Here is a 25,629-nt window from a genome sequence, read left to right on the forward strand (position 1 = left end):
TGAGGCAACAATATAATTGCCCCAGGCAACCAACCGAGCATCCTCATGTCCGCGTCCCTTGTAGAACGCGCCGCGATCATTCGCGGTTTCAACCGTTTTTACACCCACCAGATCGGCGTGCTGCAGGAACACCTGCTGCAAAGCGACTTCTCGCTCACCGAAATCCGTGTGATGTACGAACTCTCCTCGCGCGGCGACCTGACCAGTGCCGACTTGTGCCAGATGCTTGGCCTGGACGCAGGCTACCTGAGTCGACTGATCAGCGGGTTCGAAAAGAAGGGCCTGATCCAGAAAGTCCGGTCCACCGCTGATGCGCGGGCCGTGCAACTGCACCTCAGCGACCTCGGCCGCGCGGTGCTGGCACCGCTGGAACACAAGACCCAGCAAGAAGTCATCGCCTTGCTCCAAGCGCTGCCCGAACCGCAACAACAGCAACTGACCGGCGCCATGCAGCGGATCCAGACGCTGCTGCAAGGCCGCACGCCGAGCTACCTGCTGCGCGATCCGCAACCGGGCGATATGGGCTTGGTGGTGCAACAGCAATCGGCGCTGTATGCGCGTGAGTACAGCTGGAATTGGGAGTTCGAGGCTTTGGTGGCGGAGATCGTCGCCAAATATCTGCGCGAATTTGACCCAACGTGCGAGCGCTGCTGGATCGCGGAAAAGGATGGCGAGGTGGTGGGTTCAGTCTTCGTGGTGCGCCATGACGAAACGACCGCCAAGCTGCGCATGCTCTACGTGGACGCCAGTGCTCGCGGCATGGGCATAGGTCAGCGCTTGGTGGACGAATGCCTGCGCTTTGCCCGGCATGCCGGTTATAAACGTATGCTGCTGTGGACGGTGGACGCGCTGACCGATGCACGCAAGCTCTATCAGAAAGCCGGGTTCAGCTTGGTTGAAGAAGAGGCCACGGTCAGTTTCGGCAAGTCGCTGGTGAGTGAAACCTGGGCCCGCGAGCTGTAAGGCAATTGCCATATGGGAGCGGGCTTGCTCGCGAAAGCGGAGTGTCAGTCGACTGATGTGTGACTGATCCACCGCCTTCGCGAGCAAGCCCGCTCCCACAGTTGATCTTCGCTGCTCTGAGAATTGCGTCCGCTTAACTGAGTTACAGATCAGTGATTTCCTTGTGGCGTGGCACCAGCGCTTTCATCACGCTCCACGCCACCAGGTACGCCAGCGCACAGATCGCAAACATGATCATGTAGCCGGTGTGAATGTCGTTGATGGACTTGTAATAGTCGAACACCCAGCCACCGATCTTGGTCATCACCACACCGCCCAAGCCGCCCGCCATGCCGCCGATACCGACCACCGAGGCCACGGTTTTTTGCGGGAACATATCCGACACGGTGGTGAAGATGTTGCATGACCACGCCTGGTGCGCCGAAGCGCCAACGCCGATCAGCAACACCGGTACCCAGAAGCTGAGGTAACCGAACGGTTGCGCCAGCAACACCACCAACGGGAACAACGCAATCACCAGCATGGCTTTCATGCGGCCGTCATACGGTGCATCGCCACGTGCCATAAAGTAGCTGGGAAACCAACCGCCGCCGATACTGCCGACCATGGTCATGCTGTACAGCACGGCGAGCGGCATCACGATATCCGCGCCTTTCATGCCGTATTGCGCCGACAGGTAGGTGGGCAGCCAGAACAGGAAGAACCACCACACGCCATCGGTCATGAACTTGCCAAAGGCGAACGCCCAGGTCTGGCGGTAGGTCAGCAATTTGAACCACGAGACTTTTTTCGCGGTGGCACCCGCAGGCTCCGGGGTGAAAGGCTGCACCGTCTGGTCGCTACGGATATAGGCCAGTTCTGCAGCCGACAAGCGTTTTTGCTGCTCCGGCGTCTGATAAAGCGCCGACCATACGGCCACCCAGACAAACCCCAACATGCCAATCACCATAAACGCGGCTTCCCAGCCCCACAGGCCGGCAATCAACGGCACGCAGATCGGCGCCAGGATCGCACCGACGTTAGCGCCGGAGTTGAAGATACCAGTGGCCAGCGAGCGTTCTTTCTTGGGGAAGTATTCAGCGGTGGCCTTGATCGCGATGGGAAAATTGCCCGCCTCGCCAATCGCCAATACAGCGCGAGACAGCATGAAGCCGGCAATCGACACCGGAATCACTGCCAGGCCGATTGCGCCGCTGAGCGCAGCGATCCCCTCGCCCATCGGCACCGAAAACGCATGCATGATCGCGCCGGTGGACCAAATGGCAATCGCCACCACGTAGGCGGCCTTGGTGCCGATCTTGTCGACAAACCGCCCGGCAAACAGCATGGAAATCGCATAGACAAACTGGAACACCGCCGCAATGTTGGCGTAATCGGTGTTGCTCCAGCCAAATTGTGTCGACAGCTGCGGCGCTAAAAGGCTTAGCACCTGACGGTCGAGGTAGTTGACGGTCGTGGCGAAGAACAACATCGCGCAGATGGTCCAGCGATAGTTGCCGACGGCCGTGCCGACGCGATGGGCGTTGAGGGGCTCATTCAAATTCATGGCATCACTTTTTATTTTTGTTAGATAGGACATACGCAGCGTCATATGTCGTCGTACAACCATAACTTTTATAGCGGGCTCCCTACACGCTGTCAATCTGAAGATTGCCGTTTATTGAGGTATCAGGCGGATATAGAAATATTCAACCAGGCACAGTTGTAGGATGACAAACACGAAATACCCGGCTCGGCGCTTTGCCCGGCACATCATCGAGCACGCCGAAAGGCTTCAGCCCAAGCTTCTCCAGCACCCGAATCGAGGCCGCGTGATCGGGCCGTACCAGCCCGAATACCTCGGGAAAATTGAGAGTATCGAACGCCAGCTCCAGCGCATCACGGCCCAATTCGGTGGCATAGCCCTGCCCCCAGGCCTCGACCGCAAAGCGATAACCCAGGTTGATGCGCCGCTCGGTCAGGTAATTGAGCGGCGCGACACCGCCGAAGCCAATCAGGTGGTGCGGTGCTTCGATGCGCGCAATCGCCCACCAGCCGTAACCCTGAGTGGCCCACTGTTCAAGCCAGCGGTCGAGCAAGCGATGGGCATCGTCAAGGCGGGTCATGGGACCGGCAGGATTGAACAGGTTCGTCTGTGGATCGCCGAAGATCGCGAACAATCGCTGCACGTCGCTGGGCGATGGTTTGCGGTAGACCAGCCGCGGGGCAGTGTCGGGCATTCTGATAACTCCCTGGTTAAACCGTGAAGTTCAATGCATCTGCAAAAAAACGCAATTAGTGGTGAATTATTTCGTGTCGGCTTGTATCTGAACTGACAGAGCGGTGCCATCGCAACGATGGCACCTCCCCTGTTCAGTTTTAGAGTGGCCCGCATGAAATTACGTAAGAAAAGCGTCAAACCCATTGGATTAAAAGACATCACGATTGTCGACGATGCCAAGGTGCGCAAGGCGATCACCGCCGCCGCACTGGGCAACGCCATGGAGTGGTTCGACTTCGGCGTCTACGGTTTTGTCGCCTATGTGCTCGGCAAGGTGTTCTTCCCGGACGCATCGCCCAGCGTACAAATGATCGCGGCCTTGGGCACCTTCTCCGTGCCCTTCCTGATTCGCCCCCTGGGCGGCCTGTTCTTCGGCGCCCTGGGCGATAAATACGGACGGCAGAAAGTCCTCGCCGCGACCATCGTGATCATGTCCCTGAGCACTTTCGCCATCGGCCTGATTCCAGGGTACGCATCGATTGGCATCTGGGCGCCGATCCTGTTGTTGCTGTGCAAAATGGCCCAGGGTTTCTCGGTGGGCGGTGAATACACCGGCGCCTCGATCTTTGTCGCCGAATACGCGCCGGACCGTAAACGCGGGTTCCTCGGCAGCTGGCTGGACTTCGGCTCCATCGCAGGCTTCGTGCTCGGCGCCGGTGTGGTCGTGCTGATCTCCACGATACTGGGTGAAGCCGATTTCGAGGCCTGGGGCTGGCGCCTGCCGTTCTTCCTCGCCCTGCCCCTGGGCATGATCGGCCTTTATTTGCGCCATGCGCTGGAAGAAACCCCCGCCTTCCAGCAGCACATGGACAAACTTGAACAAGGCGACCGCGAAGGCCTGACACACGGCCCCAAAGTATCGTTCAAGGAAGTGGCCACCCAGCACTGGCGCAGCCTGCTGACCTGCATCGGTATCGTCGCGGCCACCAACGTGACTTATTACATGCTGCTCACGTATATGCCGAGCTACCTCTCGCATAACCTGCATTACAAAGAAAACAGCGGCGTGCTGATCATCATCGCGATCATGGTCGGCATGCTCTTCGTGCAACCGTTCATTGGTTTTGTCAGCGACAAAATCGGCCGCAAGCCTTTCATCATCGCCGGCAGTATCGGCCTGCTGTTCTTGGCCATCCCGGCGTTCATGCTGATCACCAGCGGCAAGATCGGCCTGATCTTCGCCGGCTTGCTGATCCTGGCCGTGATCCTGAACTTCTACATCGGCGTCATGGCCTCGACCCTGCCCGCGATGTTCCCCACTCACTTGCGCTACAGTGCGTTGGCCAGTGCGTTCAATGTCTCGGTATTGATCGCCGGCCTGACCCCGACGGCGGTGGCCTGGCTGGTGGAAAGCACCAACGACCTGTTCATGCCTGCTTACTACCTGATGGTGTTTGCCGTGGTCGGCCTGATCACCGGCCTGACCATGAAGGAAACCGCCAACAAGCCCCTGCGCGGCGCGGCACCAGCCGCCTCGGACATGGCAGAAGCCAAGGAGATACTGCAAGAGCACCACGACAATATCGAGCAGAAGATCGAAGACATCGACGCCGAAATTGCCGCACTCGAAGCCAAGCGCCAGAACCTGGTGCAGCAGCATCCTCGGATTAACTAACACCTGACCGTGCGTGGTGGTTCGCGCCACCACGCCATTGGAGTGCTCAGCATGATTCCAAGCGTCACCGCAGCACATTCGTTACTCAGCGCCGCTGAACGCGCGGCCATCGCCGAAATAGAAGCGACCACCAGCATTCTGCAGCTGGTCACCCGTCTGACCGGCATGCGCTTCGCCGGTATCGCCAAATTCACCGATCTGGAATGGGTGGTGTGTTCAGCCTATGACCCGCTGCAAATGGGGATTCATGTCGATGACGTACTCGACCTGGAAACCACCCTGTGCAGTGAGTTCTGCATCAACCCGCAAACATTGTTCATCCCGCAAGTCAGCCGGAACGGCCGCTTTGCGGCGCGCCCGGTGGTCAAGCAATACGCCATCGAGAGTTATGCCGGCGCGCCAATCTTCCTGCCCGACGGCCGCCTGTTCGGCGCACTGTGCGCACTGGATTCGCGGGCGATGCTGTTTGACGACCCCAATCTGCCGGAAACCCTCAGCCTGTTTGCGCGGCTGATTGGCTGTATTTTCTTCGCTAACTTGACGGCGGCTGATCAGTGACTTTGCCGCGCAGCGCGGCCATATCGCGCTTGGGCGGCATACCAAACAGTCGGCTGTACTCACGGCTGAACTGTGACGGGCTTTCATAACCGACCTTGAACGCGGCGCTGGAGACATCCTGATGCTCATTCAACATCAAGCGCCGCGCCTCGTTCAGGCGTAACCACTTCTGATACTGCAACGGGCTCATCGCCGTCAGCTGCCGAAAGTGATGGTGAAAGGTGGCGGCGCTCATTTGCACGCGCGCAGCCAATTCATCCACGCGCAACGGCGCGTCGTAATTGAGTTTCAGCCAATCGATCGCCTTGGCAATCCGATAGCCCTGCCCGTCCACGGCGCAGATCTGGCGCAGTCGACCGGCTTGATCGCTCTTCAACAGCCGATAGTGGATCTCGCGCTGAATCAAGGGGGCGAGCACCGGTATCGCCTCAGGCTCATCCAGCAACGCAACCAGGCGTGCAAACGCCGTCAGCATGCCTTCGGTGACAGTGCCGATGCCGACCCCCTTCATCACCGCCCGTTGACGGGTTGGCGGCATATCACTCTGGGCGATCAATTCGGCCAGGATGCGCACATCCAGCTTGAAGGTCAGCCCCAGACAAGGTTTCGCCGGGCTGGCGGCCAGCACCTCTGAGTTGGCCGGAATGTCCAGCGAGGTCAGCAGAAAGCGCGACGTGTCATACGGGTAGCCCTCGCCGCCGACCCAAAGCTGCTTCTCGCCCTGGGCGACCAACACGATGCTGGGTTCGACCATGCATACCACCGGCGTCGCCGGCTGCTCGCGCCGATAAAAGCCCAGGCCGGGAATGGGCATGGGGTAATCGCCAGGTGCTGAAACCCGCGAACCAATGGACTGGATCAGCGCGTCCAGGGGCGATGGATTGATCTTCATAGCGGGCTCTGTCCTCTCTTCAGTGAACTTTACCCCGGTCGGCACCTGAGCGTCCCCGACATGTGGCAAGACTCAGAGGATCAGGCAAGTAATCCAGTGGAACGCACTACAGAAGCCCCGCCCCCATCGGGAAAATGTGCGCACCAACCTCCTCAAGGATCAACGCATGAAACGCTTCTTGCTCGCCCTGTGTGTGCTGGTCACGTCTTTTTCTTCACTGGGAGCCGATATGTCCAACGGTGCTGACAACTTCTACACAAGCGACAAGGTGACGGTGGAAAAGGTCACCTTCAACAACCAGTACGGCATGCCCGTTGCGGGCAATCTCTTCATCCCCAAGGGCTTTGCCTCGGGCTCGAAGAACGCCGCAATCATAGTCGGCCACCCGATGGGCGCCGTCAAAGAACAGAGCGCAAACCTTTACGCGACCAAAATGGCAGAACAAGGCTTCGTCACCCTTTCACTGGACCTGTCGTTCTGGGGTGAAAGCGCAGGCGTGCCGCGCAACGCGGTGTTGCCCGATCTCTACACCGAAGCCTTCAGCGCCGCCGTGGATTACCTCGGCACCCGCCCACTGGTTGATCGAGAACGCATCGGCATTATCGGTATCTGTGGCAGTGGCAGCTTCGCCATCGCTGCCGCCAAGATCGACCCACGCCTCAAGGCCATCGCCACGGTCAGCATGTACGACATGGGGGCGGCCAATCGCAACGGCCTAAAGCATGGGGTGACACTGGAGCAGCGCCAACAGCTGCTTCGCCAGGCCGCCAACCAGCGCTATGTGGAATTCCAGGGTGGCAACACCGCCTACACCGGCGGAACCCCGCTGACCCTCACCGGCGATGCGGTGGGCGATGAGTTCTACGACTTCTACCGGACCCCGCGCGGCGAATTTACCCCGGCCGGTGCGTCGCCCCAAACGACCACGCGGCCGACGCTGACCAGCAACGTGAAGTTCATGAATTTCTACCCGTTCAACGACATCGAGACCATCTCCCCGCGCCCGCTGTTGTTGATTACCGGCGCCGACGCCCACTCCCGCGAGTTCAGTGAAGACGCCTATCGGCGTGCTGCCGAGCCCAAGGAATTGGTGATTATCCCGGGTGCCGGCCATGTGGACCTGTACGACCGGGTCGACCTCATCCCGTTTGCCAAGCTCAGCACCTTTTTCAAAGGCCACTTGAAGTAATGTCCGATAACACTCATACGCACAGCTGGGGTGCCGTGTTCGCGATGTCATTGGCGGCATTCGCCCTGGTGGCCTCCGAATTCATGCCCGTAAGCTTGCTCACGCCCCTGGCGAGCGACTTGCACATCTCTGAAGGCCAGGCTGGCCAGGGCATTTCGGTATCCGGGTTGTTTGCCTTGCTCACCAGTCTGATCATCGCTGCTGTCGCAGCGCGGGTTGAACGCAAACGCCTGCTGCTGGCATTGACCTCGCTGATGATTCTGTCCGGCACCGTGGTGGCGTTAGCGCCGAACTATCTGACATTCATGCTCGGTCGCGCGCTGATCGGCGTGGCCATTGGTGGTTTCTGGTCACTGTCAGCCGCTACCGCGATGCGCCTGGTGCCTTTGGCGCAGGTGCCGCGCGCCTTGGCGATCGTCAACGGCGGCAACGCGCTGGCGACCGTGATTGCGGCACCGTTGGGCAGCTTTCTCGGCGGGCTGATCGGTTGGCGTGGCGCGTTCTTTTGCGTCATCCCGGTCGCCGTTGTGGCCGGCGCCTGGCTGCTGGTGAGCCTGCCTTCGCTCAAGCACGACGACAGGGTCAAGACGCGCAATGTGTTTCGCCTGATGAAGGATCCCCGCGTAGCCCTGGGCATGCTGGCCGCCAGTGGGTTTTTTATGGGCCAGTTCATGCTGTTCACTTACCTGCGCCCGTTCCTGGAAACGGTAACCCAGGTCAGTCTTTCCATGCTGTCACTGATGTTGCTGGTACTCGGCCTGGCCGGGCTTGCCGGGACGTTCCTGATTGAGCGTTTTCTGAAAAACCACCTGTACCACGCGCTGACGGCCATCCCGTTATTGATGGCAACAATTGCCCTGGCGCTGGTTGCATGGGGCAGTTCGCCGGTGGCGACCACTGTTTTGCTGGGCCTGTGGGGCCTGGTTGCCACCGCCGCGCCGGTGGGCTGGTGGACCTGGCTGTCGCGGGTCCTGCCTGACGATGCCGAGGCGGGAGGCGGACTGATGGTGGCGATTATCCAGTTGGCGATTGCCTGCGGCGCCACGCTTGGGGGTGTGGTGTTCGACCTGAGTGGCTACCGGGCGACCTTTGAACTGAGCGCGGGTTTGCTGGGTGTCGCTGGCCTGCTGGCTTACCTGACCTCACGGCGTGTTTCGGTGACACGTGTGGCAACGCGCACTACCTGAAAAACTGACTCGGTGTCTTGCCAAACTGTTTCTTGAACATGCTGGTAAAGGCACTCGGGCTTTCGTAGCCCAACTCGATGGCGACATCAATAATCTTCTCCCCCACCGCAATGCGCTCCAGCGCCAGCAGCAACCTTGCCTGTTGGCGCCATTGGCCGAAGGTCAGGCCGGTTTCCTTGCGGAACAGGCGCTGGATGGTCTTCTGGTCCAGGTCCAGTCGATCACTCCAATCAGCGACCGTCGACGCATCGCCAGGGTCGTGTTGCAGCGCCTGGCAAACCCGGTTGATCCGTGGGTCGACGGGCTGTGGCAGCGACAAGGGCAACGCCGGAAGAATCGCAAGTTCGTCGAGGATCAAGTGCATGATCCTGGCATCACGCGAATCCTCGGCATACGGCGGCTTCAAACTCACCGACGCCTTGATCAGCTCGCTCAGCAACGGCGAGATACTCACCGCCTTGGTCTCGGTCGGCAGGTTCGGGAAGGCATCGGGCCGCACAAACACACTGCGCATCTTCAGTGTGCCCACGCAGCGCAAAGAGTGGACTTGCCCGCTGGGCATCCAGAAGCCGCGACTGGACGGCACTGTCCACTGGTTCTGCGCCGAGTGCACCACCATAACGCCTTCGATGGCGTACAGCAGTTGATGCTTCTCGTGGCGATGTTCGGGTATCACCCAATTCTCGGGATAATCGGTGGCGGAACTGATGACCGCCCAATCGCCCGCGTCGATCTCCTGCAGAAATAAATCCAGTGGTTTTATCATTTCGCCCTTTTTGCGACAGTTGCCTCCCGAATTTCGTGAGACAGGCATTTTTGTCGAATCTAGCATGAACGCCGAAACAATTAGAAATGGGCAGCCGGCATCGTACTGGCTGCCCCTGTTCGCTGCCTTGTATGGAATGCCTGCATGTCGACCCTGACCGCGTCACCCGCCGCTGCCACTGCGCCCCAAATAAGCCCGCTGGTCATGCGCGTTCTCGGCGCCTGCGCCCTGGCGCACATGATCAATGACCTGATCCAGGCCGTGCTGCCGTCGATTTACCCGATGCTCAAGGCCAATTACGGGCTGAGCTTCACCCAGGTGGGCCTGATCACCCTCACCTTCCAACTGACCGCCTCCCTGCTGCAACCCTGGATCGGCTACCACACCGACCGCCATCCCAAACCCTGGCTGCTGCCGGCGGGCATGGTGTGCACCTTGATCGGCATTCTGATGCTGGCGTTTGTCGGCACGTTCCCGGCGATACTGCTGGCGGCGGCGCTGGTCGGTGTCGGCTCGTCGACCTTCCACCCGGAAACCTCCCGCGTGGCCCGTCTGGCTTCCGGCGGCCGCTACGGCCTGGCGCAATCGACCTTCCAGGTCGGCGGCAACACCGGCAGCGCTTTCGGCCCGTTGCTCGCGGCGGCGATCATCATTCCCTACGGCCAAACCCACATTGCCTGGTTCGGGCTGTTCGCGGTTTTTGCGATTCTGGTGCTGTATGGATTGAGCCGCTGGTACCGTCACCACCTCAACCTGTTCAAGCTCAAGCAAGGCGGTAAAGCCACCCATGGTTTGTCCAAAGGACGCGTGACGTTTGCCCTGGTGGTACTGGCGCTGCTGGTGTTTTCCAAATACTTCTACATGACCAGCCTGACCAGCTACTTCACCTTCTACCTGATCGAAAAGTTCCAGCTGTCGGTGGCCAGTTCGCAGATGTACCTGTTCCTGTTCCTTGGCGCGGTAGCGGTCGGCACCTTTGCCGGCGGCCCTATCGGCGACAAGATCGGCCGCAAGAAAGTCATCTGGTTCTCGATCCTCGGCGCCGCGCCCTTCACCCTGGCGCTGCCCTATGTCGACCTGTTCTGGACCGCGGTGCTCAGCGTGGTGATCGGCTTTATCATCGCCTCGGCCTTCTCCGCTATCGTGGTCTTCGCCCAGGAACTGGTGCCGGGCAATGTGGGGATGATTGCCGGTATTTTCTTCGGCCTGATGTTCGGTTTCAGCGGGATCGGCGCCGCGCTGTTGGGCTTGCTCGCCGATAACCATGGCATCGAGTACGTCTACAAGATCTGCTCGTTTCTGCCGCTGACGGGCATCCTCACGGTATTGCTGCCCTCGACCAAAGGCGTCTGACCGGTCAATCATGCCTGGCGCTTGGCGCACATGCGCCCCAGCGCCAGGCATGGGGATGCTGAAGGGTGTTCCTTGACAGGGCTGCCATGCCGCCATCTCAAGCACGCTCTCTTGCCACGAAAACCGTGGTTCATATCAGCCTGGCAACCACCTGGCTGCCCAGCCCGAACAGACAAACCACGCCCACTGCGTACGTCAGCGTGCGCCAGGGCTGAAGCCCCGTCAGATAGGTTACCGTGTGCGCCACCCGGGCCAGGGTAAAACACCCAAATAGCCAGCCAGTGACAACCTCGGCACTGCCCAGCGCCACGCATAACCCACCCACTGCAAAAAACAGCGGAATGTTCTCCAAGTCATTGGCCCAGGCCTGTTTCGCTCGACTGACGGGCGCCAGCTCCTCTGATCGCGCGGCGCGGCTGAAGAGCGCTGCATCTTCAACATTGGTGAACGCCAGCCCACGAATTCGGAAGAACCCCTGATAGCAGGAGATCGCAAACATCTTCAGGCACAGCACCAGCACGCAGATTGCGTAGACACTCAACAGGTCATTCATTTCGGTCCCCATTCACCACGATATAGAGCAACGGCCCCACCGAAACGAACACCGCCGTCAGTAAGAAATAGGGCCACAGTGACACCGCCTCGCGCCCTCGCTTGCGCGCATCCCGGTACATCCACACACACGCCAGCACTGCCATCAGGTACAGGTCGATCACCACCTGCGCGGTGTCCGGCCGGGACATCAATTCCCAACCGAAGGCCAGCAGCGATTGTTCAGCCGTGAGCAGTGTGGCCAGGGTATACAGCGAAAATCCGAGCAAGCCGGCCCAGGCGATATAGGGTGTTTGCATGGTCTGTTCCTTGACGTGATCGAGGCTCACGATAGTGATATGGTCGTGCCTCTCGCAATGACCTCGGAGGTCATCATTACGCCATGGACGCCCCCTCTACCGCCGGCGAACACCTGCGCCAATTGCGTCGCCACGCCAGGCTGAGCCAGCTGGACCTGGCGCTGATCACCGGCGTTTCGCAACGCCACCTCAGTTGCCTCGAAACCGGCCGCGCCAAGCCGAGCCCAGGCACGCTGCACACGTTACTCACGGCGCTGGACGCACCGCTTGAGCAGTGCAACCGCGTATTCCTCGCCGCCGGCTACGCCCCACGCTACACCGCCACCCCACTCGCCTCGCCAGCCATGGCCGCCATTCGCGAAGCGGTCAGCCATGTGCTGCACGCCAACAACCCCGCCCCGGCGATTCTGCTGGGCAGCGAGTGGCAAGTGCTGGCGGCGAATGCCAGCGCCGGGCTGTTGTTTGAACAGGTGGGGCTCAAGCAAGATGCCGCTGACGGGCTGAACCTGCTGACAACTTTGCTGCAACGCGGCGGGTTGGGTGACCACCTGCTCAATGCCGAAGAGATCCGCACCCTGGCCTGGCAACGCGCAAGCCGTGAGGCACTGAGCAACCCGGCCCTGGCGACGTTGCTGGCGAGTTTACCGACACCCGCCAGCACCGAACTGCCCAGGGAAATGCCGCCGCTGGTGCTGACGCGCATCCGTTCGCCCCACGGCGAGCTGAACTTCCTGTCGACCTTCACCACCTTCGGCATGCCCCAGGACATCACCCTGACCTCGCTGCGTATCGAACATCTGATTCCCGCCGATGAGCCCACGTGGCAAGTCATGCGCGCTGCCTACGCGGATTATGCGGCGCTGGTTTTGTGAAATATCTGTCCGTAGACTGCCGCCATACCTCCCACTTGAAGGCGGCGAAAAAAACGTGATGCAAGTTACCGAAGTCTCCATTGCCCAATTGCGCGCGGCGCTTGAAGCCGGCCAGACCACTGCCGTTGAACTGGTCAAGGCGTACCTGGCGCGGATCGATGCCTATGACGGCCCACAGACCGTAACCGCGTTGAACGCCGTCGTCGTGCGCAACCCCGAGGCCCTCAAAGAAGCAGAGGCGTCCGATGCGCGCCGGGCACAGGGCAAAACCCTGGGGCCATTGGACGGCATTCCCTATACCGCCAAGGACAGCTACCTGGTCAAGGGCCTGACGGCAGCTTCGGGCAGCCCGGCCTTCGCCAAGCTGGTCGCGCAGCGCGATGCGTTCACGATCGAACGCCTGCGGGCCGGCGGCGCCATCTGCCTGGGCAAGACCAACATGCCGCCGATGGCCAATGGCGGGATGCAACGCGGGGTTTATGGCCGTGCCGAAAGCCCGTATAACGCCGACTACCTCACCGCGCCATTCGCTTCCGGCTCGTCCAACGGCGCCGGCACCGCCACGGCGGCCAGCTTCGCGGCATTCGGCGTGGCGGAAGAAACCTGGTCAAGCGGGCGTGGCCCGGCCTCCAACAATGGCCTGTGCGCCTACACCCCTTCCCGTGGGGTGATTTCGGTGCGCGGCAACTGGCCGCTGACGCCAACCATGGACGTCGTGGTGCCGTATGCGCGCACCATGGCTGACCTGCTGGAAGTGCTCGACGTGGTCGTCGCCGAAGACCCCGACACCCGTGGCGACCTGTGGCGCCTGCAACCCTGGGTGCCGATCCCGAGCGTGGCCTCGGTGCGCCCGGCGTCGTACGCCGAGCTGGCCGTCAATAGCCAAGCCCTCGCCGGTAAACGTTTGGGCGTGCCGCGCATGTACATCAACGCTGACCCCGAGGCCGGCACCAGCGAAAAGCCCGGGATCGGCGGGCCGACCGGGCAAAAGATCAACACCCGGGCCAGCGTCATCGACCTGTGGCACGCCGCACGCCAGGCACTCGAAGCCGCCGGTGCCGAAGTCATCGAGGTGGACTTCCCGCTGGTGTCCAATTGCGAAGGCGACCGCCCCGGCGCGCCGACGGTGTTTACTCGCGGCCTGGTGTCCAAGGAGTTCCTGCACGATGAATTGTGGGAACTGTCGGCCTGGGCCTTCGATGACTTCCTGCGCGCCAATGGCGATCCAGCACTGAACCGCCTGGCGGACGTCGATGGGCCGAAGATCTTCCCCCACGACCCTGGCACCCTGCCCAACCGTGAAGATGACCTGGCCGCCGGCATGGATGAATACGTGCACATGGCCGAACGCGGCATTACGCCGTGGAACGAGATCAGCACCGTACCGGATGGCCTGCGTGGCCTGGAGCAGACCCGGCGCCTGGACCTGGAAGACTGGATGGACAACCTGGGGCTCGACGCCGTGCTGTTCCCCACCGTGGCCGATGTCGGCCCGGCGGATGCCGATGTCAACGAAGCCTCTGCCGATATTGCCTGGAGCAACGGTGTCTGGGTCGCTAACGGCAACCTCGCGATCCGTCACCTGGGTGTGCCCACCGTGACCGTGCCGATGGGCGTGATGGCGGACATCGGCATGCCGGTCGGGCTGACCTTTGCCGGCAGGGCATACGATGACTCGGCGCTGCTGAGCTTGGCCAGCGCGTATGAAGCCACCGGCAGCAAACGCCTGATTCCGCCGCGCACACCGCCGCTATAGAAGTTGTGGGAGCTGGCTGTATTTCACATCAAGCCATGTAGAGCCACAACGGCCTAAACGCGATCAACCTGGGGGAGCGGGCTTGCTCGCGAAAGCGGAGTGTCAGGTGATGCATCTGGTGACTGACACACCGTCTTCGCGAGCAAGCCCGCTCCCACATTTTGACTGTATTTCAAGTCGAGCTCGGTGGGAGCTGTGTTTTAGATCAGGGCATGCAGCGCCACAACGGCCTGAACGCGATCAACCTGTGGGAGCGGGCGTGCTCGCGAAAGCGAAGTGTCAGGCGATGCATCAGGTGACTGACACACCGTCTTCGCGAGCAAGCCCGCTCCCACATTTTGACTGTATTTCAAGTCGAGCTCGGTGGGAGCTGTGTTTTAGATCAGGGCATGCAGCGCCACAACGGCCTGAACGCGATCAACCTGTGGGAGCGGGCTTGCTCGCGAAAGCGGAGTGTCAGGTGATGCATCTGGTGACTGACACACCGTCTTCGCGAGCAAGCCCGCTGCCACAGGTTGACTGTATTTCAAGTCGAGCCAGGTGGGAGCTGTGTTTCGGATCAGGCCATGTAGGGCACGGCAATCAGCAGGATCGCGGTGCCATGGGCGATCGTCGCCGGCAACACGCCATAACGCATGCGCACCAGCGCGCACGCCAGGCTTTCGATCAGGGTAAACAGCAACACCGGCCAGCCCAATTGGGTGACGCTTAAGGCCAGGAAAGCATGACAGGCTGCAAAGGCCACGCCGCTGATCAACGCCGCCCGCAACGGGGTGACCTGCTGCTCCAGATAGCCCTGTAAAAAGCCGCGAAACAGCACCTCCTCCAACGCATTGGCGCCATACGCCAATACCACCATGCCCGGCAGCCACACCCAGTAGCCGTGGATCGCGGACGCCTCGATGCCTTGGTAAACCCGCAACGGCACGCCGATCAAGCAGCCCACGGCCAGCGCGACAGCCAGGCCAACCGTCGGGTTGCCGATGGACCAGCGCACCCACTGCCACAGCTCCGGTGCTATCCGTGCAAGCAGCGCTATCAACAGCAGCGAAAAACCACCCAGCGCCGCCAACACAAAGGCATTGCCGCTGAATGCAATCTGCACATCGCCGCTCAACGACCAGATGCCCAACGGCGTCATCGCATCACGCAGCAATACAAATGCCATCAGCAAGATAAGGATGCGTACCGCGGACAACGCTTTGGGCGTAAGCGCAAACCACAAGCCAAACAGCAGCACGCCGGGTGCCAGGTAGCGTGCGTAGTTGACCAGCACCACCATGCCTGAGGTAATCATCAACGGTTATTCCCGCAGGTTAAGCGTGAGCAATGGCCAGCATTTCGATTTCAACCGCCGCTGATTTTGGCAACTGCATCACACCAACCGATGTCCGTGTATGCGCCCCGGCGGCACCGAGGATTTCATGCAGCAGGTCGGAGGCCGCATTGGCCACTTCGCTCTGCTGGTCGAAATCTTCAGCGCTGCGCACGTACACCGCAATGCGCGGGATTGCCTTGACCTGATCCAGCGAACCCAAGGCCTGCTTGAGCAACCCCAGGCAACGCAATGCGCTGATACTCGCAGCGATTTGCGCCTGGGCCAGGGTCAGGCTTTCACCGACTTTGCCCGGCAGCACGATGGTGTCGCCGACACGGGGAATCTGGCCACTGATGTATAGGTGGTTACCGTCGCGCACCAGCGGCGTGTAGTTGCCGCCGATTTTGAATGTTTCCAATAGATAGCCGATGCGCTCTTGCGCGGCCTGGTATTTCTGATCCGGTGTCATACGCGTGAATCCTCCTGGCGACGTTGCCATTCATCCACCACATCGCCCAGCGTCTTGGGGATGTCGTTGCGAATCCAGGCCATCAACGGCCGGTCGAACTTGAACGCCGAGCCGCAGTGTTCAAGCATGAATCGGCGAACTTTCTGGGTATTTTTATAGTGTGGCGTCACCGGGGTGGCGCGGGTCATGACGCCGCTGTGCCAGTCAAAATCCATTTTGCACCTCGGGCGAGTTGTTGTTTCGGCAGTAGCATAGCGATGTGCTACTGGTGCAGGAAGTGGCAAGCGCATGCCTTGGCGCTTATTTGATGTGTTGGGACGTCGTATAAGACAGTCTTATTTCCATGAAGCCTTTAGGCCTTAACTTTTTAAGACTTTTAAAAATTTCACTTTCCTTCCCAGACGAAAATATTGCATGGTTGTACGACGACTAAAGTGGTCGTTGCGCCCCCAACAACAATAAGGAAACACCCATGCCAAACGTCAAAGTGCTGATCGGTTTTCTGTGCCTGTTTTCCGGTTATGTCGCAGCGGCGCCTGCCGCCGCTGAAAAGGATGTGGCTCAAGCGGTCGACCAACTGACCCAAGCCATGCTGCACCTGGACCTCAAACAGCTTCACGCGCTGACGTCCGACAAACTCACCTACGGTCACTCCAGTGGCAAAGTGCAGGACAAGGCGCAATTCATCGCCGATCTGGAAACCCACACCAGCGCCTTCAAGACCCTCGAAATGCAGAACCAGACCATCACCCTGCAAGGCGACACCGCCCTGGTGCGCAACCACTTTCACGCGCTGGCCGTGAACAGCGGCGTCGACGTGCCGACCGACATCGACAACTTTCAGGTCTGGCAGAAGCAAAAAGGCAAGTGGCTGCTGATCGGGCGTCAAGCGTACAAATACTGATGACGGCGGTGAGCCGCCCAAGCTCGGCTCACCACTGCACCACTCTGCGCACGCGCACCAGCGCCGTGCGCAGCGCCGTCATGTCCACCGAGCCCAGCGCCAGGCGCAGCGCATGCGGCACGCTCGCCGAGACGGCAAACGGCTCGGCGGTGGACACCGAAATGCCCTCGCGTTGCAGGGTCATGGCGACCTGATCGGCCCGCGCCTCTTCTTGCAGCGGCAACCACAAAAAATACGACGAGGGGTGGCTGATGTAATGCACCCCGGCCAACACCTGCGCGGCCAAGGCTTGTCGCGCCTGGGCATCCTGGCGCTTTTGCGCTTCCAGGCGTGCGACGGTGCCGTCCTCGATCCAGGCGACAGCAATTGCGCTCATCACCCCGGGCACGTTCCAGGTGGTGGCCATGATGGTGCGTTCAATCGCCTTTACCCATGCCACAGGCGCCGCAACAAAACCGACGCGCAAGCCGGTGGCGACACTCTTGGACAGCCCGCCGACGTACACCGTGCGTTCAGGCGCCAGGGCCGCCAGTGGCGGCGGTGCGTCCTCGGCCAGGTACGCGTAGGCCGCATCCTCGATCACCATCAGGTGGTGCTGGCGGGCGATGGCCACCAGTTGTGTTCGTTGCTCCAGGCTCATCACCCAGCCCAACGGGTTATGCAGGGTCGGCATGCTGTACACGGCGCGCACCGGCCGCTGGCGACACAGGCGTTGCAAAGCCGCCAGGTCCGGGCCGTGGGCAGTGACCGCGATTGCGACGATTTCCAAGTGCAAGGTTTCCGCCAGCACCTTGAACCCCGAATACGTCAACGCGTCGACGGCGATCACATCCCCTGGCTTGAGCAACGCCATCATCGCCACCGCCAAACCGTGCTGGGCCCCGCTGACCACCAGCACCTGCTCGGCCTCCACCGCCAGCCCTCGGATCAACAGGTGGCGAGCCATGGCCGCGCGCTCATGCAAACGGCCGGCATGGGGCTGGTAACGCAGCAACGCTTCCAGGTCGCCCGATAACGCCAGTTGGCGCAAAGCCGTGCGCAACAGCTCCGCCTGCCCCGGCAGCGACGGGTAGTTGAAGTTAAGGTCGAGCATCCCCGTCGCGACGTTCATCTGCCCACTGCCCTGCCCAGGCGGCAACGCGATCTCGCGCACAAACGTGCCACGGCCGGTTTCACCGCTGACCAGGCCCATGGCCTCAAGTTCGGCGTACACCCGGCTCGCGGTCACCAGTGCCAGGCGGTGGTCAACGGCCAATTGCCGGTGGGTGGGCAGGCGCGTGCCGGGCGGCAAAACCCCGCTGCGGATGTCCTCGGCAAAGGTGTCGACCAGCGACTTATAGCGGGCGCGCGGCATAGACGATGTATCCATGACAATTTTTTGATTGTGCTGATATTCGACCCTAGGATGCCCGTCACGCAACCCCTCCTTTCGAGCACAGCCCATGGAACGTACCTCAGCGCTCAACCCCCTCGACAGCAGCGCCCAAGGGTGGATCAACGGTTTTATCGGCGTCGTGATTTTCAGCGGTTCATTGCCGGCCACACGCTTGGCGGTGATGGAATTCGACCCGGTGTTCCTGACCATGATCCGCGCCACCCTCGCCGCCGTGCTGGGGTTATGCCTGCTGCGGCTGTTCCAGGCGAAGCGCCCCGCGCGCAATCAATGGCTGCCCCTGGTGATTGTGGCCCTCGGCGTCGTGATCGGCTTTCCTTTGCTCACCGCCCTGGCCTTGCAGTACGTCACTTCCGCACATTCCATTGTGTTTATCGGCTTACTGCCCCTCGCCACCGCAGTGTTTGGCGTGCTGCGCGGCGGCGAGCGTCCGCGCCCGGTGTTCTGGTTATTTTCGAGCCTGGGCAGCCTGCTGGTGATGGGCTACGCCGTGGCCCAAGGCTTGAGCGCCGCCCCCGCCGGTGACGTGCTTATGCTGTTGGCGGTGTTGGCCTGTGGCCTGGGTTATGCCGAAGGCGCCAAGCTGTCGCGCAGCTTGGGTGGCTGGCAGGTGATCTGCTGGGCGTTGGTGGTGTCGCTGCCGGTGGTGGCGCCCTTGAGCCTGATCCTGGCGCCTTCGACCCTGACCGGCATCAGCCTGCCGGCCTGGCTGAGCCTGGGTTATGTGGCACTGTTCAGCATGCTGATCGGCTTTGTGTTCTGGTATCGCGGCCTGGCCCAAGGCGGCATTGCCGCCGTCGGCCAGTTGCAGTTGCTGCAACCGTTCTTCGGGCTGGCATTGGCGGCGGGCCTGCTGCATGAGCCGGTCAGCCTGGGCATGGTGCTGGTGACGGTCGCAGTGATCGGCTGCGTGGCCGGCGCGAAGCGGTTCGCCCGTTAACGGCCCTAGCGTTGTGGCGCGACCATCTTGAATTTGATGTTGATGCCGTTGGACACCACGCTGTTGCCGGCCCACTCGCCCTCACCAATTTTGAAGTCGTCGCGGTTGAGGATGAACTCACCGTCGAACACGCCGATACCGCTTTGCTCCTTGAGCACGACCTCAATATTGACCGGCCGCGTAATGCCCTTGATCGTCAGGTTGCCGGTGATCCTGTAGCGGTTGCCCCCCAGCGCGCGGGCACCGTTGGATTCATACACGCCCACCGGATAGGCTGCGGTGTCGAACCACGCCGGTTGCTGCAACTGGGTGTTGGCGTCCTGGCTGCCGGCATCGATACTGGCGAGCTGGATCTTCAGCAATGCGTGCGCCGCCTCGGGCTTTTGCGTATCGAAGGTCAGGCTGCCCTCAAAGTCGCTGAAGGTGCCGTACACCCGCTGCCCGAATTGCTGGAAGGTAAAGCTGATCTGGCTGGCCGTGCGGTTGACGTCTTTGTACTCCACGGCCTGGGCATTGGAAAACCAACCCACAACCAGAGCCAGCATGACGACCGGGTGCGTTCGACGCTTCATGGAAAACTCCGCAGGAGAAAAGAACACGCGTGCTGAGCTTACACGCCACGCCATGGATTTATTCCCATCAGGCGTTTGTCCTGTTAAACAGAGTAGTCGCCCCAGAACAATAAGGACTTTGCATGCACACCCCGTCTCTGCAGGACACCACCGCGCCGGAAGGCATCTGCTACGGCTGCGGCGGCAGCAACCCGCACGGCCTGCACATCAAAAGCCGTTGGGACATCGATGGCGTCCATGTGATTGCCAAGCATCAGCCGGACGCCAAATACAGCGGCTGGCCCGACCTGGTCTACGGCGGCCTGATCGCCATGCTGGTGGACTGCCATTCCAACTGGACCGCCATGGCCTACCACTATCGCGCGGAGCAACGCACGCCCGGCAGCCTGCCGCGCATCGACTGCGTGACCGGCAACCTGGGGATCAAATTTATCAAGCCGACGCCGATGGGCGTAACGCTGAGCCTGCGCGCACGGGTCGAGGGTGACGTGGGGCGCAAAAGCCGCGTGGTCTGTGAGGTGTACGCCGGTGACGTGCTCACGGCCATCGGCGACTCGGTCTTTGTGCGCGTCGACACCGGCCAATTGGCTGCCGCCGCCCATGGCCGCGAAGGCTGATCCTGGTCTACATTGAATGCCACTGCTAATCGAGGACTGCTCCGATGACTCGTCTCACCGCGAAAGACTTTGCCCCCGAACTGCTGGAACTCTATGACGGCTACGCCCACGGCAAGCTCAACCGCCGCGAATTTCTCGACCGCGCCGCGTTGTTCACCTTCGGTGGCCTCACCGCCTCCGCGCTGCTGGCGGCACTGAGCCCCAACTATGCGCTGGCCGAACAAGTCAAATTCACCGACCCGGACATCATCGCCGACTACATCACCTACCCCTCGCCCAAAGGCAACGGCACCGTGCGCGGCTACCTCGTGCGCCCGGCCAAAGCCAGCGGCAAACTGCCCGCCGTGGTGGTTGTCCACGAAAACCGAGGCTTGAACCCCTACATCGAAGACGTCGCCCGCCGCCTGGCCAAAGCCGGCTTCATCGCCCTGGCACCCGACGGCCTCACCTCAGTGGGCGGCTACCCCGGCAACGATGAAAAAGGCGTAGAGCTGCAACAGAAAGTCGACCCCGAAAAACTCATGAACGACTTCTTCGCCGCCATCGAATGGCTGATGCACCACGACAGCAGCACCGGCAAAGTCGGGATCACCGGCTTCTGTTATGGCGGCGGCGTGACCAATGCGGCGGCGGTGGCCTATCCGGAACTGGGTGCGGCGGTGTCGTTCTATGGGCGCCAACCAGAGGCCAAGGACGTGCCACGCATAAAAGTACCGATCATGCTGCATTACGGCGAGCTGGATACGCGGATCAACGAGGGTTGGCCGGCGTATGAGAAAGCGTTGAAGGCCGCAGGCACGACCTATGAGGCGTATATCTACAAAGGCGCCAATCATGGCTTTCATAATGATTCAACGCCGAGGTATGACGAGGCGGCGGCGAACCTGGCGTGGGAAAGAACCCTCGGCTGGTTCCACAAATACCTGGCCTGATCATGATCTGAATGGTGGGAGCTGGCTTGCCTGCGATGGCGGTCTTCCAGTGACAAATGTGCTGGCCGGCCCGGCGTTATCGCAGGCAAGCCAGCTCCCACATTTGATCGGTGTTGCCCGCTCGCCATGCATGGTCAAAGGCCAGCAATCCATATCGCTTTAATTTGCAGGAAGTTTCCTAGACAATCCTTTGGCCTTGCGCCTGCTCACGCCACTGGCTAGCCTTCGCTCTGTCGCTGCCTATCAGCGAACAGGAGTGGAAACCTGAGAACAAGTAGGCCCCCTTATCAGGAGCTTATGTATGAGCAAAAGCCATTCGGATTCAACTCGCTTCACCCCCGACCGCAAGATCTTTGATCGCGCCCTGAGTCACTATCTGCAACCCGCTTCACCGCAATCGTTTACCGTGCATCAAGACCTAAGCTTCGAAGACGCCCTCGCCCAAATCTGCAACCTGCTGCGCTGTGCTGCGGCCACCGCTGCCGACACCACCCAAGGCCTGAGCGGCGATCAACGCCACATGGCGGGTGCAACCGAGCACCTGATCGACATGGCCCGCACACTTGCCGACCGCGCACTGGATTGCCTGCAGCCCAGGGCATAAGCCAGCGCCCCTGACACGGCACAAAACAAAGGTGGGAGCTGGCTTGCCTGCGATGGCATCACTTGGGTCTGTCAGAAAAACCGAGGTGTTTGCATCGCAAGCAAACCAGCTCCCACATTGGACACTCACTGTTGTCGGAATCAATGCTCCAACGCATACCGCCGACAATGGTTCAGATAGCCCTGCTCATGGCTGACCACCAGTTGAACTAAAAATAGAGAAGAATAGTGGTCTGACCCCATTTTTTGTTGGAGCATGCTCTGCGGATGAGGTGCATCATCAAGCGCAGAGCTTGGAGTAAGTTTGTGGAGATCTCTCAGGGCCTGACCCCACTTTTCCACTTCGCCAAAAAAACTCACCCCATTTCCGCCTATTACTCATCATCCCAAAATTTTCCCGGCTGAGCATAGATGCCATCATTTAAGACACTGCACCATCCAAAAAGCCTATAAAACATTTCAAGATCTAGAATCTGATAAACGTCGGCTTGTATTTTCTTTAATGTTACTCGACCGTGTGCATAGTGCGAATACTGCCCTCCCACGCCGGAGATTGCTCTTAACTCGAGCTCTGAACGATCCCATTCCGAAACAACTCCTGCCACTTCAGGAAGCGGATCTAAAAAACATATTTCAAATTGTTTTGATATTTTACACACACACGGAATTAGTCTCTGAGCGAGCAGGCTTTCGGTAACCATCGTCCGAGGAAAAACAATATTTAATTTCATTTCAACGCATCCTTTGGAAAAACAACACAACCGGAAGAATTCTTTTCAAAAGTAGTTACCGGACTAAAATACTGCCTTCCATGGGGGGCTCGTATCGTGTGAAAAATAAGGGTCAGACCCTGAGGGATCCCCACAAATTTACTCCAAGCTCTGCGCCTGATGATGCACCTCATCACGCAGAGCATGCTCCAATATTTCCAAGTGTTCTCGGCCACCAAAATCGGTGCAACTGCGCCAGTATTCCAAACCTAATCGCCACAATGAAAGTACTCGCCTCTCTTTGAGGCTGTTGCTTTGATAGCGCCGCTCCAATTGGTTCTCCCGCGCCTGCAACCCCGTTAAGAAGATGAGGTAGTTGGCCAAAGCGGCAATCAACAACAACACTTCGATGCGCTTTGGACAATGGCTTCGATGCAGATTCAGGCCCAATCCCAGGTGCTCACTTTTTACGTCTCGGAAGCCTTCTTCGATCTGCATACGGCGCTTATAAATCGCCACGACTTTTGCTGGATTCCACTCCTCTTGCTTCAGGTTGCTGGCAAGCAACCACGGTTCACGCTCACGTCTGGCAGACTGCCGGCTGAGCTTGCTTCTGGCAATTGAGCCGGTGACGCGTTGATGCTTGCGACCCTTGGCTGAATGGCGGACGCAGTACAAATCGATGAAGTGAGGGGCGCTACGCGTCATCTCGACACGGCCTAACGACTTAGGTGATGAGGTGGCCAGAGCGTACAAATTCTTCACAGGCTGCCAGTCATTTTCTTCGCGACGATAAAGCTCACGATTTCGTATGCGGGCCACGTAATACCAGCCCTGCGCCGCTACGGCCTTCATCCAGGGCCGCCGGAAACCTGCATCAGTGACCAGGACTGGAACGCATCCCTCAGGTAGTAATGCAGCCAACGTTTTGAGCAGTCGACTTTGATATTTGGGGCAACTCTCGCGCTCATGAACGCTTTCATAAATAGGAAACGAGCGTCCCGCAAGCGGGACTGCGGCTCTCAACAAAAAGGCGTCGCCAGAGGCATCAATTCTCGACCAGTCGACCAAGATTAAAGGGTGCTTCAAGGAGCCCAACAACGCCCGCAGCATCGCCCAGTAGAACAATGGCCGCTCTGCTCTCAAGTGTTGATTACCCAACAATCGGTCCACTCGCTTGATCGCATGTTTTGGATACGCCTGCCCTGGCATAAAACGTCCCAGCGCTGTCAGCGTCAGGCGACGGCCTTGCAGTAACGAACTGACACAACTCATCAGCGTTGTCAGGCGGCGAGAATGGATTGAAGGCAGTGCTTGAGCGAGCGCTCTGTGTAAAAATCGGATGGCCTGCATGGGTTCGGGTTCTTGTTTTTGTGTGGTGCAAACCAAGTTGCCGACTCATGCAGGCCTCTTCAATATTCCAACTTCTTGATTTTCGGTAAGAAAAATCGGGGATCCCTCAGGGTCAGACCACGTTTAGTGCTCCGCCAGTAGAATAGTGGTCTGACCCTGAGGGATCCCCACAAATTTACTCCAAGCTCTGCGCCTGATGATGCACCTCATCACGCAGAGCATGCTCCAATATTTCCAAGTGTTCTCGGCCACCAAAATCGGTGCAACTGCGCCAGTATTCCAAACCTAAACGCCACAATGAAAGTACTCGCCTCTCTTTGAGGGTGTTGCTTTGATAGCGCCGCTCCAATTGATTTTCCCGTGCCTGCAACCCCGTTAAGAAGATGAGGTAGTTAGCCAAAGCGGCAATCAACAACAACACTTCGATGCGCTTTGGACAATGGCTTCGATGCAGATTCAGGCCCAATCCCAGGTGCTCACTTTTTACGTCTCGGAAGCCTTCTTCGATCTGCATACGGCGCTTATAAATCGCCACGACTCTTGCTGGATTCCACTCCTCTTGCTTCAAGTTGCTGGCAAGCAACCACGGTTCACGCTCACGTCTGGCAGACTGCCGGCTGAGCTTGCTTCTGGCAATTGAGCCGGTGACGCGTTGATGCTTGCGACCCTTGGCTGAATGGCGGACGCAGTACAAATCGATGACGTGAGGGGCGCTACGCGTCATCTCGACACGGCCTAACGACTTAGGTGATGAGGTGGCCAGAGCGTACAAATTCTTCACAGGCTGCCAGTCATTTTTTTCGCGACGATAAAGCTCACGATTTCGTATGCGGGCCACGTAATACCAGCCCTGCGCCGATACGGCCTTCATCCAGGGGCGCCGGAAACCTGCATCAGTGACCAGGACTGGAACGCATCCTTCAGGTAGTAATGCAGCCAACGTTTTGAGCAGGCGACTTTGATATTTGGGGCAACTCTCGCGCTCATGAACGCTTTCATAAATAGGAAACGAGCGTCCCGCAAACGGGACCGCAGCTCTCAACAAAAAGGCGTCGCCAGAGGCATCAATTCGAGACAAGTCGACCAAGATTAAAGGATGTTTCAAAGAGCCCAACAACGCCCGCAGCATCACCCAGTAGAACAGTGGCCGCTCTGCTCTGAGGTGTTGATTACCCAACAATCGGTCCACTCGCTTGATCGCATGTTTTGGATACGCCTGACCTGGCATAAAACGTCCCAGCGCTGTCAGCGTCAGGCGACGGCCTTGCAGTAACGAACTGACACAACTCATCAGCGTTGTCAGGCGGCGAGAATGGATTGAAGGCAGTGCTTGAGCGAGCGCTCTGTGTAAAAATCGGATGGCCTGCATGGGTTCGGGTTCTTGTTTTTGTGTGGTGCAAACCAAGTTGCCGACTCATGCAGGTCTCTTCAATATTCCAACTTCTTGATTTTCGGTAAGAAAAATCGGGGATCCCTCAGGGTCTGACCGCATTTTTTGCATCATCAAGCGCAGAGCTTGGAGTAATTTTGTGGGGATCCCTCAGGGTCTAACCCCG

At 59.6% G+C, this 25,629-nt stretch carries 27 protein-coding genes; 13 read left to right on the plus strand and 14 right to left on the minus strand.

Annotated features, from left to right (window positions below; translation table 11 throughout):
• Positions 1-45 precede the first annotated feature (45 nt).
• Positions 46-963, plus strand: a complete 918-nt coding sequence (locus A7J50_RS15680; RefSeq protein WP_064452636.1) for a bifunctional helix-turn-helix transcriptional regulator/GNAT family N-acetyltransferase — start codon at positions 46-48, stop codon at positions 961-963.
• Between the two features lie 142 nt (positions 964-1,105).
• Here A7J50_RS15680 and A7J50_RS15685 read toward each other — a convergent pair whose 3' ends face one another.
• Both A7J50_RS15685 and A7J50_RS15690 read right to left on the minus strand, forming a co-directional pair.
• A complete protein-coding gene (locus A7J50_RS15685) occupies positions 1,106-2,509 on the minus strand; it encodes an MFS transporter (RefSeq protein WP_064452637.1) in 1,404 nt (467 codons plus the stop codon).
• A 142-nt stretch (positions 2,510-2,651) separates the two neighbouring features.
• Positions 2,652-3,182: a GNAT family N-acetyltransferase gene (locus A7J50_RS15690; protein WP_064452638.1), complete on the minus strand. Its 531-nt coding sequence runs from the start codon at positions 3,180-3,182 to the stop codon at positions 2,652-2,654.
• Positions 3,183-3,335: 153 nt separating this feature from the next.
• Here A7J50_RS15690 and proP point away from each other — a divergent pair, with 153 nt between their 5' ends.
• Both proP and A7J50_RS15700 read left to right on the plus strand, forming a co-directional pair.
• Positions 3,336-4,838, plus strand: coding sequence for a glycine betaine/L-proline transporter ProP (proP, locus tag A7J50_RS15695; RefSeq protein ID WP_064452639.1), 1,503 nt, complete (start codon positions 3,336-3,338; stop codon positions 4,836-4,838).
• A gap of 51 nt (positions 4,839-4,889) precedes the next feature.
• On the plus strand, positions 4,890-5,396 hold the full coding sequence (locus tag A7J50_RS15700; protein WP_064452640.1) for a GAF domain-containing protein: 507 nt from the start codon (positions 4,890-4,892) through the stop codon (positions 5,394-5,396).
• On the opposite strand, the gene A7J50_RS15705 is transcribed toward A7J50_RS15700, so the two are convergent.
• Positions 5,371-6,288 (minus strand): AraC family transcriptional regulator, encoded by a 918-nt coding sequence (locus A7J50_RS15705; RefSeq protein ID WP_064452641.1) that lies wholly within the window; start codon positions 6,286-6,288, stop codon positions 5,371-5,373. The two genes, A7J50_RS15700 and A7J50_RS15705, sit on opposite strands and share 26 nt — an antisense overlap.
• A gap of 166 nt (positions 6,289-6,454) precedes the next feature.
• On the opposite strand from A7J50_RS15705, the gene A7J50_RS15710 reads away from it, so the two are divergent.
• Together A7J50_RS15710 and A7J50_RS15715 are read left to right on the plus strand one after the other, a co-directional pair.
• A complete protein-coding gene (locus A7J50_RS15710; RefSeq protein ID WP_064452642.1) occupies positions 6,455-7,477 on the plus strand; it encodes an alpha/beta hydrolase in 1,023 nt (340 codons plus the stop codon).
• Positions 7,477-8,664: an MFS transporter gene (locus tag A7J50_RS15715; protein WP_064452643.1), complete on the plus strand. Its 1,188-nt coding sequence runs from the start codon at positions 7,477-7,479 to the stop codon at positions 8,662-8,664. The genes A7J50_RS15710 and A7J50_RS15715 overlap by 1 nt, the downstream gene beginning before the upstream one ends.
• Here A7J50_RS15715 and A7J50_RS15720 read toward each other — a convergent pair.
• Positions 8,657-9,478: an AraC family transcriptional regulator gene (locus A7J50_RS15720; protein WP_064452644.1), complete on the minus strand. Its 822-nt coding sequence runs from the start codon at positions 9,476-9,478 to the stop codon at positions 8,657-8,659. The two genes, A7J50_RS15715 and A7J50_RS15720, sit on opposite strands and share 8 nt — an antisense overlap.
• A 96-nt stretch (positions 9,479-9,574) precedes the next feature.
• On the opposite strand from A7J50_RS15720, the gene A7J50_RS15725 reads away from it, so the two are divergent.
• The gene (locus A7J50_RS15725; RefSeq protein WP_064452645.1) at positions 9,575-10,783 is read left to right on the plus strand and encodes an MFS transporter; all 1,209 of its coding nucleotides are present in this window, start codon (positions 9,575-9,577) and stop codon (positions 10,781-10,783) included.
• A gap of 130 nt (positions 10,784-10,913) precedes the next feature.
• Here A7J50_RS15725 and A7J50_RS15730 read toward each other — a convergent pair whose 3' ends face one another.
• Complete coding sequence (locus tag A7J50_RS15730) at positions 10,914-11,336, minus strand: MAPEG family protein (protein WP_064452646.1); 423 nt, start codon at positions 11,334-11,336, stop codon at positions 10,914-10,916.
• Positions 11,329-11,634, minus strand: a complete 306-nt coding sequence (locus A7J50_RS15735; RefSeq protein WP_064452647.1) for a DUF2834 domain-containing protein — start codon at positions 11,632-11,634, stop codon at positions 11,329-11,331. The genes A7J50_RS15730 and A7J50_RS15735 overlap by 8 nt, the downstream gene beginning before the upstream one ends.
• 83 nt (positions 11,635-11,717) lie before the next feature.
• On the opposite strand from A7J50_RS15735, the gene A7J50_RS15740 reads away from it, so the two are divergent.
• Both A7J50_RS15740 and A7J50_RS15745 read left to right on the plus strand, forming a co-directional pair.
• Positions 11,718-12,506 (plus strand): helix-turn-helix domain-containing protein, encoded by a 789-nt coding sequence (locus A7J50_RS15740; RefSeq protein ID WP_064452648.1) that lies wholly within the window; start codon positions 11,718-11,720, stop codon positions 12,504-12,506.
• Positions 12,507-12,561: 55 nt separating this feature from the next.
• On the plus strand, positions 12,562-14,262 hold the full coding sequence (locus A7J50_RS15745) for an amidase (protein ID WP_082895902.1): 1,701 nt from the start codon (positions 12,562-12,564) through the stop codon (positions 14,260-14,262).
• Between the two features lie 559 nt (positions 14,263-14,821).
• Here A7J50_RS15745 and A7J50_RS15750 read toward each other — a convergent pair.
• The 3 genes from A7J50_RS15750 to A7J50_RS15760 are packed head-to-tail and all read right to left on the minus strand — an operon-like array spanning position 14,822 to position 16,264.
• Entirely contained in the window at positions 14,822-15,559 is a 738-nt protein-coding gene (locus tag A7J50_RS15750) for a CPBP family intramembrane glutamic endopeptidase (RefSeq protein WP_064452650.1), read from the minus strand.
• Between the two features lie 19 nt (positions 15,560-15,578).
• Positions 15,579-16,049, minus strand: a complete 471-nt coding sequence (locus tag A7J50_RS15755; RefSeq protein ID WP_064452651.1) for a RidA family protein — start codon at positions 16,047-16,049, stop codon at positions 15,579-15,581.
• A complete protein-coding gene (locus tag A7J50_RS15760; RefSeq protein ID WP_064452652.1) occupies positions 16,046-16,264 on the minus strand; it encodes a DUF6434 domain-containing protein in 219 nt (72 codons plus the stop codon). The genes A7J50_RS15755 and A7J50_RS15760 overlap by 4 nt, the downstream gene beginning before the upstream one ends.
• Positions 16,265-16,521: 257 nt before the next feature.
• On the opposite strand from A7J50_RS15760, the gene A7J50_RS15765 reads away from it, so the two are divergent.
• Positions 16,522-16,953, plus strand: coding sequence for a nuclear transport factor 2 family protein (locus A7J50_RS15765; protein WP_064452653.1), 432 nt, complete (start codon positions 16,522-16,524; stop codon positions 16,951-16,953).
• 28 nt (positions 16,954-16,981) lie between these two features.
• Here the strand turns inward: A7J50_RS15765 and A7J50_RS15770 are convergent, their stop codons facing one another.
• On the minus strand, positions 16,982-18,307 hold the full coding sequence (locus A7J50_RS15770) for a PLP-dependent aminotransferase family protein (protein WP_064452654.1): 1,326 nt from the start codon (positions 18,305-18,307) through the stop codon (positions 16,982-16,984).
• A gap of 88 nt (positions 18,308-18,395) precedes the next feature.
• Here A7J50_RS15770 and A7J50_RS15775 point away from each other — a divergent pair, with 88 nt between their 5' ends.
• Positions 18,396-19,286 carry a DMT family transporter gene (locus A7J50_RS15775; protein WP_064452655.1) on the plus strand — a complete coding sequence of 297 codons (891 nt, stop codon included), beginning with the start codon at positions 18,396-18,398 and terminating at the stop codon, positions 19,284-19,286.
• A 5-nt stretch (positions 19,287-19,291) separates the two neighbouring features.
• Here A7J50_RS15775 and A7J50_RS15780 read toward each other — a convergent pair whose 3' ends face one another.
• Positions 19,292-19,858, minus strand: coding sequence for a YceI family protein (locus tag A7J50_RS15780; RefSeq protein ID WP_064452656.1), 567 nt, complete (start codon positions 19,856-19,858; stop codon positions 19,292-19,294).
• Positions 19,859-19,980: 122 nt separating this feature from the next.
• Here A7J50_RS15780 and A7J50_RS15785 point away from each other — a divergent pair, with 122 nt between their 5' ends.
• The 3 genes from A7J50_RS15785 to A7J50_RS15795 all read left to right on the plus strand — a co-directional run bounded on the left by A7J50_RS15785 (position 19,981) and on the right by A7J50_RS15795 (position 22,011).
• Positions 19,981-20,475, plus strand: a complete 495-nt coding sequence (locus A7J50_RS15785) for a PaaI family thioesterase (protein ID WP_064452657.1) — start codon at positions 19,981-19,983, stop codon at positions 20,473-20,475.
• 44 nt (positions 20,476-20,519) lie between these two features.
• A complete protein-coding gene (gene yghX, locus A7J50_RS15790; RefSeq protein WP_064452658.1) occupies positions 20,520-21,407 on the plus strand; it encodes a YghX family hydrolase in 888 nt (295 codons plus the stop codon).
• Between the two features lie 301 nt (positions 21,408-21,708).
• Positions 21,709-22,011: a DUF6124 family protein gene (locus A7J50_RS15795; RefSeq protein ID WP_128592265.1), complete on the plus strand. Its 303-nt coding sequence runs from the start codon at positions 21,709-21,711 to the stop codon at positions 22,009-22,011.
• Between the two features lie 373 nt (positions 22,012-22,384).
• Here the strand turns inward: A7J50_RS15795 and A7J50_RS30745 are convergent, their stop codons facing one another.
• The 3 genes from A7J50_RS30745 to A7J50_RS15805 form a co-directional block, all read right to left on the minus strand.
• The gene (locus A7J50_RS30745; protein ID WP_082895903.1) at positions 22,385-22,741 is read right to left on the minus strand and encodes a hypothetical protein; all 357 of its coding nucleotides are present in this window, start codon (positions 22,739-22,741) and stop codon (positions 22,385-22,387) included.
• 138 nt (positions 22,742-22,879) lie between these two features.
• Positions 22,880-24,073 carry an IS4 family transposase gene (locus A7J50_RS15800; protein WP_064450124.1) on the minus strand — a complete coding sequence of 398 codons (1,194 nt, stop codon included), beginning with the start codon at positions 24,071-24,073 and terminating at the stop codon, positions 22,880-22,882.
• Positions 24,074-24,248: 175 nt separating this feature from the next.
• Positions 24,249-25,442 carry an IS4 family transposase gene (locus A7J50_RS15805; protein ID WP_064452659.1) on the minus strand — a complete coding sequence of 398 codons (1,194 nt, stop codon included), beginning with the start codon at positions 25,440-25,442 and terminating at the stop codon, positions 24,249-24,251.
• Positions 25,443-25,629 lie beyond the last annotated feature (187 nt).

The sequence above is a fragment of the Pseudomonas antarctica genome (genome assembly GCF_001647715.1).
Taxonomy (GTDB): Bacteria; Pseudomonadota; Gammaproteobacteria; order Pseudomonadales; family Pseudomonadaceae; genus Aquipseudomonas; species Aquipseudomonas antarctica_A.

Bases quoted from the DNA above. Each gene is read 5' to 3' on its own strand.
- A7J50_RS15680 (WP_064452636.1), top strand. From the start codon at position 46: ATGTCCGCGTCCCTTGTAGAACGCGCCGCGATCATTCGCGGTTTCAAC.
- A7J50_RS15685 (WP_064452637.1), bottom strand. From the start codon at position 2,509: ATGAATTTGAATGAGCCCCTCAACGCCCATCGCGTCGGCACGGCCGTC.
- A7J50_RS15690 (WP_064452638.1), bottom strand. From the start codon at position 3,182: ATGCCCGACACTGCCCCGCGGCTGGTCTACCGCAAACCATCGCCCAGC.
- proP (WP_064452639.1), top strand. From the start codon at position 3,336: ATGAAATTACGTAAGAAAAGCGTCAAACCCATTGGATTAAAAGACATC.
- A7J50_RS15700 (WP_064452640.1), top strand. From the start codon at position 4,890: ATGATTCCAAGCGTCACCGCAGCACATTCGTTACTCAGCGCCGCTGAA.
- A7J50_RS15705 (WP_064452641.1), bottom strand. From the start codon at position 6,288: ATGAAGATCAATCCATCGCCCCTGGACGCGCTGATCCAGTCCATTGGT.
- A7J50_RS15710 (WP_064452642.1), top strand. From the start codon at position 6,455: ATGAAACGCTTCTTGCTCGCCCTGTGTGTGCTGGTCACGTCTTTTTCT.
- A7J50_RS15715 (WP_064452643.1), top strand. From the start codon at position 7,477: ATGTCCGATAACACTCATACGCACAGCTGGGGTGCCGTGTTCGCGATG.
- A7J50_RS15720 (WP_064452644.1), bottom strand. From the start codon at position 9,478: ATGCCTGTCTCACGAAATTCGGGAGGCAACTGTCGCAAAAAGGGCGAA.
- A7J50_RS15725 (WP_064452645.1), top strand. From the start codon at position 9,575: ATGTCGACCCTGACCGCGTCACCCGCCGCTGCCACTGCGCCCCAAATA.
- A7J50_RS15730 (WP_064452646.1), bottom strand. From the start codon at position 11,336: ATGAATGACCTGTTGAGTGTCTACGCAATCTGCGTGCTGGTGCTGTGC.
- A7J50_RS15735 (WP_064452647.1), bottom strand. From the start codon at position 11,634: ATGCAAACACCCTATATCGCCTGGGCCGGCTTGCTCGGATTTTCGCTG.
- A7J50_RS15740 (WP_064452648.1), top strand. From the start codon at position 11,718: ATGGACGCCCCCTCTACCGCCGGCGAACACCTGCGCCAATTGCGTCGC.
- A7J50_RS15750 (WP_064452650.1), bottom strand. From the start codon at position 15,559: ATGATTACCTCAGGCATGGTGGTGCTGGTCAACTACGCACGCTACCTG.
- A7J50_RS15755 (WP_064452651.1), bottom strand. From the start codon at position 16,049: ATGACACCGGATCAGAAATACCAGGCCGCGCAAGAGCGCATCGGCTAT.
- A7J50_RS15760 (WP_064452652.1), bottom strand. From the start codon at position 16,264: ATGGATTTTGACTGGCACAGCGGCGTCATGACCCGCGCCACCCCGGTG.
- A7J50_RS15765 (WP_064452653.1), top strand. From the start codon at position 16,522: ATGCCAAACGTCAAAGTGCTGATCGGTTTTCTGTGCCTGTTTTCCGGT.
- A7J50_RS15770 (WP_064452654.1), bottom strand. From the start codon at position 18,307: ATGCCGCGCGCCCGCTATAAGTCGCTGGTCGACACCTTTGCCGAGGAC.
- A7J50_RS15775 (WP_064452655.1), top strand. From the start codon at position 18,396: ATGGAACGTACCTCAGCGCTCAACCCCCTCGACAGCAGCGCCCAAGGG.
- A7J50_RS15780 (WP_064452656.1), bottom strand. From the start codon at position 19,858: ATGAAGCGTCGAACGCACCCGGTCGTCATGCTGGCTCTGGTTGTGGGT.
- A7J50_RS15785 (WP_064452657.1), top strand. From the start codon at position 19,981: ATGCACACCCCGTCTCTGCAGGACACCACCGCGCCGGAAGGCATCTGC.
- yghX (WP_064452658.1), top strand. From the start codon at position 20,520: ATGACTCGTCTCACCGCGAAAGACTTTGCCCCCGAACTGCTGGAACTC.
- A7J50_RS15795 (WP_128592265.1), top strand. From the start codon at position 21,709: ATGAGCAAAAGCCATTCGGATTCAACTCGCTTCACCCCCGACCGCAAG.
- A7J50_RS30745 (WP_082895903.1), bottom strand. From the start codon at position 22,741: ATGAAATTAAATATTGTTTTTCCTCGGACGATGGTTACCGAAAGCCTG.
- A7J50_RS15800 (WP_064450124.1), bottom strand. From the start codon at position 24,073: ATGCAGGCCATCCGATTTTTACACAGAGCGCTCGCTCAAGCACTGCCT.
- A7J50_RS15805 (WP_064452659.1), bottom strand. From the start codon at position 25,442: ATGCAGGCCATCCGATTTTTACACAGAGCGCTCGCTCAAGCACTGCCT.